Source organism: Helicobacter sp. 13S00482-2, assembly GCF_002272795.1.
Lineage (GTDB): Bacteria > Campylobacterota > Campylobacteria > Campylobacterales > Helicobacteraceae > Helicobacter_J.
On the sequence record NZ_MLAT01000008.1, the window covers coordinates 61,933 to 74,558 of the forward strand.

Here is a 12,626-nt window from a genome sequence, read left to right on the forward strand (position 1 = left end):
TATTTTTTGGGCTATTTGTATTTATAGACACTCCAAATGATTCTATCTATATTGAGGTAGGCTTATTTGGAGTGTTTGACTCTTCTTAAATTCCACTGAGCGAAGGTTAAAGTTATGCCAACAAAAGTTAAAACAAAAAATAGATTACGAATAGATTTTACAAAGCTACCACAGAGTTTGGAAGTACCAAATTTGTTATTACTGCAACGAGATAGTTATGATTCATTTTTGTCTCCTAAAGATGATAGAGAAAGTGGAATAGAAAAAGTTTTTAAATCAATATTTCCTATCCAAGATGCACAGAATAGAATTACCTTAGAGTATGCTGGATGTGAATTTGGAAAACCAAAATATACCATCAGGGAAGCGATGGAGAGAGGGATTACTTATGCAATTCCCCTAAAAATAAAAGTCAGACTCATTTTGTGGGACAAGGATGAAAAAGGAGAAAAAACAGGCATCAGAGACATTAAAGAACAGAGTATATTCATTCGTGAAATTCCCTTGATGACCGATCGAACATCTTTTATTATAAATGGCGTTGAGAGAGTTGTAGTAAATCAATTGCATAGAAGTCCAGGTGTTATTTTTAAAGAAGAAGAATCTAGTTCTTCTTTGAATAAGCTTATTTATACAGGACAAATTATTCCTGATAGAGGTTCTTGGCTCTATTTTGAATATGATGCTAAGGATACTTTATTTGTTAGAATTAATAAGCGTAGAAAAGTTCCTGTTACAATACTTTTTAGAGCAATGGGATATAGCAGAGAAGATATTGTAAAGATTTTTTATCCTCTCTTAAGGGTTAGATTTGAGAAAGATAAATATCTTATACCTTTTAATCCAAGTGATTTTGATGGTAGAATTGAGTTTGATATTAAAGATGCTAACGGAGATATTGTTATTCCAGCAGGAAAAAGACTTACTCCTAAGAAAGCTAAGGAATTGCAAGACAAAGGACTTGAGTGGATTGAATATCCTTCAGAAATTTTACTAAATCGTCATCTAGCAGAGTCCGTAGTGGATAAAAAGACAGGTGAAGTCATACTTAATACTCTTGTACAACTTGACGAGGGCAAACTTAAGAAATTAAAAGAATCAAAAATTAAAGAATTCACGATTGCTAATGATTTAGCCTTAGGATTTGATAACTCGATTATTAATTCATTTGTTGCAGATGCCGAGTCTTTAAGATTACTCAAACAAACAGAGAAAATAGATGATGAGAATGATTTGGCAGCTATCAGGATTTATAAGGTTATGAGACCCGGAGAACCTGTAACCAAAGACGTTGCGAAGCAGTTTGTCAAACAATTATTTTTTGAACCAGAAAGATATGATTTGACCCGAGTGGGTAGAATGAAGATGAATCATAAACTTGGTTTAAATGTTCCTGATTATGTGACAGTTCTCACTCACGAAGATGTAATAGAAACAGTAAAATATTTAGTAAAAGTCAAGAATGGTCAAGGTAGGATTGATGATAGAGATCATCTTGGAAATAGAAGAATAAGATCTATTGGTGAGTTGCTTGCAAATGAGCTTCATACAGGTCTCGTTAAGATGCAAAAAGCCATTAGAGATAAACTAACAACAATGAGTGGTGCTTTTGATACGATAATGCCACATGATTTGATTAACTCGAAGATGATTACAAGCACTATTATGGAGTTTTTTACTGGAGGACAGCTTTCGCAGTTTATGGATCAGACCAATCCACTTTCTGAAGTCACACACAAAAGAAGACTTTCAGCACTTGGAGAAGGTGGATTAGTCAAAGACAGGGTTGGTTTTGAAGCAAGAGATGTTCATCCTACTCATTATGGAAGAATTTGTCCTATAGAGACTCCAGAGGGTCAAAATATCGGTTTGATTAATACTCTTTCTACATTCACCAGAGTGAATGATTTAGGCTTTATAGAGGCTCCTTATAAAAAAGTTATCAATGGCAAGGTGACTGATGAGATTGTATATCTCACAGCTACACAAGAAGATGGACATATTATTGCTCCAGCGAGTGCAAAAATAAACGATAAGGGCATGATTGTTGAAGATTTGATTGAGACAAGGGTTGGTGGAGAAATTATGCTCAATGAAAAAGGTAAAGTTACTTTGATTGACCTTAGTCCTAGAATGCTTGTAGGAGTTGCAGCTTCATTGATACCGTTTTTGGAACACGATGATGCAAATAGAGCCTTGATGGGATCAAATATGCAACGTCAAGCTGTGCCGTTATTACGTCCAGATGCACCTATTGTAGGAACAGGTATAGAGAGAATCATTGCTAGAGATTCTTGGGAAGCCATCAAAGCCAATAGAAGTGGTGTTGTTGAAAAAGTAGATGCTAGAAATATTTATATTTTGGGTGAAGATGAAAATGGTGCATATATTGATTCATATTCGTTACAAAAAAATCTACGAACCAATCAAAATACTAGTTTCACTCAAAAGCCTATCGTTCAAATGGGAGATGTGATTCAAAAAGATCAGGTAATTGCAGATGGTCCTAGTATGGATAATGGAGAATTAGCTTTAGGAAAAAATATTCGTGTTGCATTTATGCCTTGGAATGGTTATAACTTTGAAGATGCGATTGTTGTGAGTGAGAAAGTAATCAAAGAAGATGCTTTTACCTCGATTCATATTTATGAGAAAGAAATTGAGGCAAGAGAACTCAAACATGGAATAGAAGAGATAACTTCAGATATTCCCAATGTTAGAGAAGAAGAAATTGCTCATTTAGATGGAAGTGGTATCGTAAAAATTGGAACTTACGTGAGTGGTGGGATGATTTTGGTTGGAAAGGTTTCTCCAAAAGGCGAAGTAAAACCCACACCTGAAGAAAGACTTTTAAGAGCTATCTTTGGAGAAAAAGCAGGACATGTTGTCAATAAGTCTTTGTATTGCCCACCTTCATTGGAGGGAACAGTTGTTGATGTGAAAATATTTACCAAGAAGGGTTATGAAAAAGATTCTAGAGCCATCAGTGCTTACGAAGAGGAGAAAGCAGTTCTAGATATTGAACATCACGATAGACTTACAATGCTTAATCGAGAAGAAATGCTTCGAATTAGTTTGATGCTTTCTAAAGAAAAATTAGATTCGGATGCACTCATCAATGAAAAAAAATACAAAAAAGGGGATATGATTCCTAAAGATGAGATTGCCAATATCAATCGATTTGCACTCAATAGCTTGATTAAAAGCTATTCAAAAGCCGTTCAAGCTCAATATGAACAAATCAAAACCAACTTCTTGGAACAGAAAAAAACACTTGGAGAAGAGCATGAAGAAAAACTTTCTATTTTAGAAAAAGATGATATCCTCCCAAGCGGTGTTGTTAAGCAAGTCAAAATATATATTGCCACAAAGAGGAAGTTAAAAGTTGGAGATAAAATGGCTGGAAGACACGGGAATAAGGGTATTGTTTCAAATATTGTTCCTGCTGTTGATATGCCTTATACTTCAGATGGGGAACCTGTTGATATTGTTTTAAACCCCTTAGGTGTTCCTAGCCGTATGAATATTGGGCAAATACTTGAAGTCCATTTAGGACTAATTGGAAAACAATTTGGTCATCAACTTTTAGAGATTTTAGAAGAGCAAAAAGGTGCTTTTGTTAAAATCCTTAGAAGCAAAATGTTAGAAATAGCAGAAATGGTCAATCAAAGTGAGCCTGATATTATTGAAGTCCTAAAAAAATGTTCCGATCAAGAATTGCTTGATTATGCAAGAGATTGGAGCAATGGAGTGAAGTTTGCCATTCCTGTTTTTGAGGGAATTTCTCAAGAAAAATTCAATAAGTTATTTGAAATGGCAAAAATTGCCACTGATGGAAAGATAACTCTATATGATGGCAAAACAGGCGAAAAAATGAGAGAGAGAGTCAATGTCGGCTATATGTATATGCTCAAACTCCATCACCTTGTAGATGAAAAAGTTCACGCAAGAAGCACAGGACCTTATTCGCTCGTTACCCAGCAACCAGTTGGAGGTAAGGCTTTATTTGGTGGGCAAAGATTTGGAGAGATGGAAGTATGGGCACTAGAAGCTTATGGGGCAGCTCACACACTTAAAGAGATGCTTACTGTAAAATCAGATGATGTCAAAGGAAGAGAAAACGCTTATAAAGCAATTACAAAGGGTGAACATGTTGGTGAATCTGAAATACCCGAAACATTCTATGTTCTGACAAAAGAACTTCAGTCTTTGGCTTTAGATGTGAATATTTTTGGTGATGACACAGATGAAGATGGAAACCCTAAGCCAATATTTGTAAAAGAGGAGGATAGACCTAAGGATTTCAGTTCTTTTCAGTTGGTTTTGGCAAGTCCAGAGAAAATTCACTCCTGGAGTCATGGCGAAGTTAAAAAGCCTGAAACTATAAATTACAGGACGCTCAAACCAGAACGAGATGGCTTGTTTTGTACAAAGATTTTTGGGCCTGTTCGTGATTATGAGTGTTTGTGTGGCAAATACAAAAAACCTCGATATAAAGGGATTGTTTGTGAAAAATGTGGAGTTGAAGTTACGAGTTCTAAAGTTCGTAGATCTAGAATGGGGCATATTGAACTTGTAACACCAGTTGCCCACATTTGGTATGTAAGCTCACTTCCAAGTAGGATTGGCACACTGCTTGGTGTTAAAATGAAAGATTTAGAAAGAGTGCTTTATTATGAAGCATATATCGTAAAAGATCCAGGCGAAGCATTTTATGATAATGAATCCACAAAACCTGTTATGAAGTACGATGTCTTAAATGAAGAGCAATACCAGAATATCTACCAAAGATTTGAAGATAAAGGATTTATCGCTCAAATGGGCGGTGAAGCAGTAAAGGAGTTATTAGAACAACTTGATTTGACTGTGTTGCTGCAAAATCTCAGAGAGGAAGTAAAAGGTACAAATTCCGAAGCGAAAAAGAAGACTATTGTTAAAAGGTTAAAGGTAGTAGAAAGCTTTTTGAATTCTGGCAATCGTCCAGAGTGGATGATGCTCACCGTGTTGCCTGTATTGCCTCCTGACTTAAGGCCTCTTGTTGCACTTGATGGTGGAAAATTTGCTGTAAGCGATGTGAATGATTTGTATCGAAGAGTTATCAATAGAAATCAGAGATTGAAACGATTGATGGAATTAGATGCCCCTGAAATCATCGTTAGAAATGAAAAGAGAATGCTTCAAGAGGCAGTAGATGCGTTGTTTGATAATGGAAGAAACGCAAATGCCGTTAAAGGTGCAAACAAAAGACCTTTAAAATCTCTTTCTGAAATTATCAAAGGCAAACAAGGTAGGTTTAGACAAAATCTTCTTGGAAAACGTGTGGATTTTTCAGGAAGAAGCGTTATTGTTGTAGGACCAAACCTCAGAATGGATCAGTGTGGATTGCCCAAGAATATGGCCTTAGAACTTTTCAAGCCACATCTTTTGGCAAAACTTGAAGAAAAGGGCTATGCCACAACATTAAAACAAGCTAGAAAAATGATTGAGCAAAAAACAAATGAAGTTTGGGAATGTCTGCAACAAATTGTAGAGGGTTATCCAGTATTACTTAACCGTGCCCCAACATTGCACAAACAATCCATACAGGCTTTCCACCCCAAATTGATTGACGGAAAGGCAATTCAGCTTCACCCACTTGTTTGTTCAGCATTCAATGCGGATTTTGACGGGGATCAAATGGCAGTTCACGTTCCTCTTTCTCAGGAGGCTATTGCCGAATGTAAAATATTAATGTTGAGTCCTATGAATATTCTATTGCCTGCTAGTGGTAAAGCAGTAGCCGTCCCTAGTCAGGATATGGTTTTGGGCTTGTATTATCTTTCTTTGGAGAGAAATGGAGTTAAAGGTGAGCATAAACTATTTGGCAATATCAATGAGATTATGATAGCAATTGATTCAGATGAGCTAGATATTAATGCTAAAATTCGTACCGTCATTGAACGTAGGGTATTGCATACAACCGCAGGTAGATTGATTTTAAAATCAATTTTACCTGATTTTGTTCCTGTGAATCTATGGAATAAGGTAATGAAAAAGAAAGATATTAGTGCTCTTATTGACTATGTTTATAAAGAAGGCGGTATTGGCATGACTGCCACTTTCTTGGATAATCTTAAGAATTTAGGCTTCCAATACGCAACCAAAGCGGGAATTTCAATTTCTGCAGCTGATATTATTGTTCCTCAGGACAAACAAAAAGCTGTGGATGTAGCAAAAAATGAAGTTAAAAAAATTCAAGCTCAATACGATCAAGGTTTATTAACCGAGCAAGAAAGATACAATAAAATCATAGATATTTGGACAGACACAAATAATAAGATGAGTAAAGAGATGATGGCTTTGGTGGAAGCTGATAAAGGTGGATTCAACTCTATTTATATGATGGCAGATTCTGGTGCAAGAGGTTCTGCCGCTCAGATTAGACAGCTTTCAGCTATGAGGGGATTGATGGCAAAACCAGATGGTACTATTATTGAGACTCCAATTATTTCAAACTTTAAAGAGGGATTGAATGTTTTGGAATACTTTAACTCCACTCACGGAGCTAGAAAAGGTCTTGCTGATACCGCTCTTAAGACAGCAAACGCAGGGTATTTAACAAGAAAGCTTATTGATGTTTCTCAGAATGTTAAGGTTATTATGGAGGACTGTGGAACCCACGAAGGTATTGAAATCACTGACATTACAGTGGGTAGTGAGCTTATTGAACCATTAGAAGAAAGAATCTTTGGTAGGGTATTAGCTGAAGATATTATTGATCCGATCACAAGTGAGATTCTTCTAAGTGCGGGAACTCTTATTGATGAAGAGAAAGCCAAAAAAATCACAGAATCTGGAGTTAAATCAGCCATTATCAGAACACCTGTTACTTGTAAAGCTCAAAAAGGTGTTTGTGCAAAATGTTATGGACTCAATCTTGGCGAAGGCAAAATGTCAAAACCTGGAGAAGCGGTGGGCGTTATTGCAGCTCAATCTATTGGTGAGCCAGGAACACAGCTTACACTTAGAACATTCCACGTAGGAGGAACTGCTTCTAGAAGTCAAGAAGAGAGAGAAATCTTGGCAGAAAAAGAAGGATTTATTAGATATTATAATCTCAAGACCTATAGGAACAAAGAAGGTAAAAATATCGTCGCTAACAGAAGAAATGCAGCTGTATTGGTTGTAGAACCTAAAATAAAGGCTCCATTTGATGGGGTACTTAAGATTGATAATGTCCATGATGAAGTGATTGTGAGTGTCAATAGTGACAAACAAGAAGCAAAATTTATTTTAAGAAAAGGTGATGTCGCTAAACCAAATGAGCTTGCTGGGGTTAGCGGCAAGATTGAAGGTAAAATATTCTTACCATATAGTAGCGGACATCGTGTCAAATCAGGTGGAAGCATAGTTGATATCATAAAAGATGGTTGGAATATCCCAAATCGTATTCCTTATGCAAGTGAGATTGTCGTAGATGATAATGCACCAATTGCTCAAAAAATCTATGCAAAAGAGAAGGGTATTGTTAAATACTACACGTTAGAAGCAGATCATTTACAGAGAAATAAAGATATCAAGCAAGGGCATATCGTAAAGGAAAAAGGTATTTTTGCAGTCGTTGCTGATGAAAATGGCAGAGAAGCTATCAGGCATTATTTAGCAAGAAGTTCAAGAATATTGGTGAGTGATAATAGCGAAGTTGATTCAAAAACATTGCTTGCAGAGCCTGAATCTGATATTAAAAATGTCATCGCACTTTGGGATCCTTATAACAACCCAATTATTTCAGATAAAGCTGGAGTTGTGAAATTTGAAGATATCATTCCAAGTGTCACAGTTGCAGAAAAAGAAGATGAAAATACAGGTGTCACTAATTTAGTTGTGAATGAATATATTCCTGCTGGATATAAACCTAGTATTTTAGTTGATTGTGGAAAAGGTGAAGTATTAAGATATGTCCTTGACCCCAAAACTTCTATATCTGTTGCGGAGGGTTCAAAGGTTGAAATTGCAGATATTTTGGCAAAAACACCAAAGGCTACAGTTAAATCTAGAGATATTACAGGAGGTCTTCCTAGAGTCTCTGAATTATTTGAAGCAAGAAAGCCAAAGGATATCGCAGTTCTTTCGGAAATTGATGGAGTTGTTAGCTTTGGCAAACCTATTAGAAATAAAGAAAGAATCATTGTGACATCTGATGATGGAAGAAGTACGGAGTATCTTGTTGATAAAAATAAACAAATTTTAGTCCATGCTGAAGAATTTGTTCATGCTGGTGAGGCAATGACAGATGGCGTGATTTCAAGTCATGATATTTTGAGGATCAGTGGTGAAAAAGAATTACATAAATACATTGTTAGTGAAGTTCAACAAGTTTATAGAAGACAAGGAGTGAGCATTTCTGATAAGCATATAGAAATCATTGTCTCTCAAATGTTGCGACAAGTCAGAATTGTAGATAGCGGAAATACAAAGTTTATCGAAGGCGATCTTATTAGCAAGAGACATTTTAAAGACGAAAATGAAAAAACTATCAGACTTGGTGGAGAACCTGCGATAGCAGAGCCGATTTTATTGGGTATCACAAGAGCTGCCATAGGAAGTGATAGTATCATCTCAGCGGCATCATTCCAAGAGACAACAAAAGTTCTCACTGAGGCGAGCATCGCTGCGAAAAAAGACTTTTTAGAAGACCTAAAAGAAAATGTTGTTTTAGGAAGAATGATTCCAGTTGGAACTGGACTTTATAAAAATAAAAAGTTTATCGTTAAGTCAGATATACAAGATTAAAATTGTATATCTAAGATAAATAAAAGATTTTTTGGTGTACAATAGCACCATTTATTTAAATTTAGAAAAGGAATCAAGTAGTGCCTACCATCAATCAGTTAGTAAGAAAAGAAAGAAAAAAAGTCATCAAGAAGACAAAATCTCCAGCTTTATTGGAGTGTCCGCAAAGGAGAGGTGTTTGTACTCGTGTTTATACTACAACACCTAAAAAACCTAACTCTGCTTTGAGAAAAGTCGCAAAAGTCAGACTTACAAGTAAGGTAGAAGTTATTAGCTATATCCCTGGAGAGGGTCACAACCTCCAAGAGCACTCTATTGTTCTTGTTAGAGGTGGAAGGGTAAAAGACTTACCAGGTGTTAAGTATCATATTATTAGGGGTGCTTTGGATACTGCTGGTGTTGCAAAAAGGACAGTTTCTAGAAGTAAGTATGGTGCGAAAAAAGCTAAAGCTGGTTCTGATAAAAAATAAGGAAGGAATTAAATGAGAAGACGAAAAGCTCCCACAAGAGAGATTTTGGGTGATCCTATTTATGGCAATAAGGTTGTGACAAAGTTTATCAATAAGATGATGTATGATGGTAAAAAAAGCATTGCCGAAAAGATTATCTATGCTGCATTCAATAAGATTGAAGAAAAGAGTGGTGAAAAAGGGATTGAAATATTTGAGAAGGCTCTTGAAAAAGTAAAACCTCTAGTTGAAGTGAGAAGTCGAAGAGTAGGTGGTGCGACTTATCAAGTTCCTGTAGAAGTTAGACCTGTTAGACAACAGTCTTTATCAATCCGATGGATACTTGAAGCAACAAGAAAAAGAAACGAACGAACGATGACTGATAGATTAGCAAACGAATTGATGGATGCTGCTGGTGATAAAGGTGCTGCATTCAAGAAAAAAGAAGATGTTCATAAAATGGCTGAAGCCAATAAAGCTTTTGCTCATTATCGATGGTAATTCTGGAGTGATTTATCACTCTCCCCTTAGAACTTCATTCATCATATTAAATCTCTAAATTAAGGAAAGAAATGGCAAGAAAAACACCATTGGAAAGAATCAGGAATATAGGTATAGCTGCTCATATTGATGCTGGAAAAACCACCACTTCAGAAAGAATACTTTTTTATACAGGCGTCAGTCACAAGATAGGTGAAGTACACGATGGTGCTGCGACTATGGACTGGATGGAACAAGAAAAAGAGAGGGGTATCACTATCACATCTGCTGCCACAACTTGTTATTGGAAAGATTGTCAAATAAATCTTATTGATACTCCTGGACACGTTGATTTTACTATTGAAGTCGAGAGATCTATGAGAGTTTTAGATGGTGCTGTCGCTGTATTTTGTTCAGTAGGCGGAGTTCAACCGCAAAGTGAAACCGTTTGGAGACAGGCAAATAAATATGGTGTCCCAAGAATGGTGTTTGTGAATAAGATGGATAGGATTGGTGCTAACTTTTATAATGTCGAATCTCAAATCAAACAAAGATTGAAAGCCAATCCAGTTCCTATCAATATTCCAATCGGAGCAGAAGATACCTTCAAGGGTGTTGTTGATCTCATTGAAATGAGGGCGATTGTTTGGAATGATGAAACAATGGGTGCTAAGTATGATATTGAAGAGATACCCGCGGACTTGATGGCAAAAGCAAAAGAATATCGGGAAAAACTCATTGAGGCTGCTGCTGAACAAGATGAAAGTTTAATGGAAAAGTATTTGGGTGGAGAAGAACTCAGTCCTCAAGAAATAAGGAAGGGTATCAAGATGGGTTGTCATAATATGAGCCTTATTCCAATGCTTTGTGGATCATCTTTTAAAAATAAAGGAGTCCAAACCCTTCTTGATGCTGTCGTTGAATTTTTACCTGCTCCTACAGAGGTTGTGGATATCAAGGGGATTGATCCTAAAACTGAACAAGAAGTTCACGTTCAATCCACCGATGATGGTGCTTTTGCAGGACTTGCATTTAAGATAATGACAGATCCTTTTGTTGGACAACTTACTTTTGTTCGTGTTTATCGTGGAATGTTAGAGTCAGGAAGCTATGTTTTTAACTCTACAAAAGGTAAAAAAGAGCGTGTTGGAAGATTGTTGAAAATGCACTCTAATAAACGAGAAGACATTAAAGAAGTTTATGCTGGAGAGATTTGTGCTTTTGTTGGACTCAAGGATACTTTGACAGGAGATACCTTATGTGATGATAAAGCTCCTGTAATCTTGGAAAGAATGGAATTTCCAGAACCTGTTATTCATATCGCTGTAGAACCAAAGACGAAGGCTGATCAAGAAAAAATGGGTGTCGCCTTAGGAAAGTTAGCAGAAGAAGATCCAAGCTTTAGAGTAAGCACACAAGAAGAAACAGGGCAGACTCTTATAGGTGGTATGGGAGAACTTCATCTTGAAATTATTGTTGATCGCTTAAAAAGAGAGTTCAAAGTAGAAGCTGAGATAGGTCAGCCTCAAGTTGCTTTCCGTGAAACCATCAGATCATCTATAAATAAAGAATGTAAATATGCTAAGCAATCTGGTGGTAGAGGACAATACGGACACGTATTTATCAAACTAGAGCCTAGAGAACCTGGCGAGGGTTATGAGTTTTCAAATCAAATATCAGGTGGAGTTATTCCAAAAGAATATATTCCTGCTGTTGATAAAGGAATTCAAGAGGCTATGCAAAGTGGTGTTTTGGCAGGTTATCCTGTTGTGGATTTTAAAGTAACTCTTTATGATGGTAGTTATCACGATGTGGATTCTTCTGAGATGGCATTTAAAATTGCGGGTTCTATGGCGTTTAAAGATGCTTGCAGAGATGCAAACCCAGTTTTACTTGAACCAATGATGAAAGTTGAAGTTGAGATTCCAGAAGAATATATGGGGGATGTCATCGGAGATTTAAATCGAAGAAGAGGGCAAATCAATTCTATGGATGATAGAATGGGTCTGAAAATCGTGAATGCTTTTGTTCCATTAGCAGAAATGTTCGGTTATTCTACAGATCTTCGTTCTGCTACACAAGGTAGAGGAACATATTCAATGGAATTTGATCATTACGGAGAGGTTCCATCTAATATTGCTAAAGAAATTGTAGAAAAACGTAAAGGTTGATAATTTTTATAGAAACAGTAAGTTTTTTGTAATACAGTTTAAATTCTTTTTATATTCACTTTGTCTAGTGAGTTTCAATATATTCAGATTTCATTGAATCTGAATATATGTATCATTTGAAGTGCAACTCTATGTCTAGATTTGTATCTTTACTATAGTGCCATACAAGTCACTTATCTTCCAAAATAATCATACAAATTGCACTTGATACTAACACTAAAGCCTCTTCCAAAATAATTTAAATGTTCATTTTGAGACCTGGATATTGCCCATAATATAAGATCTGTCCTCTACCTTCTGTAATTCCAAACTCCCAATATTGCTTACCTTATGTGCTTGTATGTTTAGATCTCCTTTAGCAGAGATGATGGAGTGATTGATGAGTTCTTTTGCATTGATAAGCAGATCCTTACTTGAAGTGATAGAAGGAGGAATGAAAGTAGGAGTGAATGTATCAGTGGTTTTATGGGAATTTGAGTTTTGATTATTGCTAGTTGTTTGATCATTAGAATCTTCAATCCCTTCAGTGTTACCCATCATTGGTTGATTGTTATTTTCATTTATATTTGAATTGTCATCATCAGATAAATCATTACTGTTTTGTTGTTTGAATGAATATTGCTTTGCTTGTTCTTGTTTGTAAGCTTCATAAGCTTCTTTGGGTTTAGAGATCTCTACCTTGCCATTGACATCAATGATAAATCCTCCATCTCCTTCTTGTTCTGATGCCATCATAGCAATTCTTCCAGAATTC

The 12,626-nt window shown here is 36.1% G+C and carries 5 protein-coding genes; 4 read left to right on the forward strand and 1 reads right to left on the reverse strand.

Annotated elements, in window-relative coordinates:
- Positions 1-114 precede the first annotated feature (114 nt).
- The 4 genes from BKH42_RS05380 (at position 115) to fusA (ending at position 11,872) form a co-directional block, all read left to right on the forward strand.
- Positions 115-8,772, forward strand: coding sequence for a DNA-directed RNA polymerase subunit beta/beta' (locus tag BKH42_RS05380; RefSeq protein ID WP_095295597.1), 8,658 nt, complete (start codon positions 115-117; stop codon positions 8,770-8,772).
- An 80-nt stretch (positions 8,773-8,852) separates the two neighbouring features.
- On the forward strand, positions 8,853-9,242 hold the full coding sequence (gene rpsL, locus BKH42_RS05385; RefSeq protein WP_095295598.1) for a 30S ribosomal protein S12: 390 nt from the start codon (positions 8,853-8,855) through the stop codon (positions 9,240-9,242).
- A 12-nt stretch (positions 9,243-9,254) separates the two neighbouring features.
- The gene (rpsG, locus tag BKH42_RS05390) at positions 9,255-9,722 is read left to right on the forward strand and encodes a 30S ribosomal protein S7 (RefSeq protein WP_095295599.1); all 468 of its coding nucleotides are present in this window, start codon (positions 9,255-9,257) and stop codon (positions 9,720-9,722) included.
- Between the two features lie 71 nt (positions 9,723-9,793).
- The gene (gene fusA / locus BKH42_RS05395) at positions 9,794-11,872 is read left to right on the forward strand and encodes an elongation factor G (RefSeq protein WP_095295600.1); all 2,079 of its coding nucleotides are present in this window, start codon (positions 9,794-9,796) and stop codon (positions 11,870-11,872) included.
- 246 nt (positions 11,873-12,118) lie between these two features.
- Here fusA and BKH42_RS05400 read toward each other — a convergent pair.
- Positions 12,119-12,626, reverse strand: a 508-nt coding sequence (locus tag BKH42_RS05400; RefSeq protein ID WP_219349836.1) for a hypothetical protein, incomplete at its 5' end; no start/stop codon positions are given.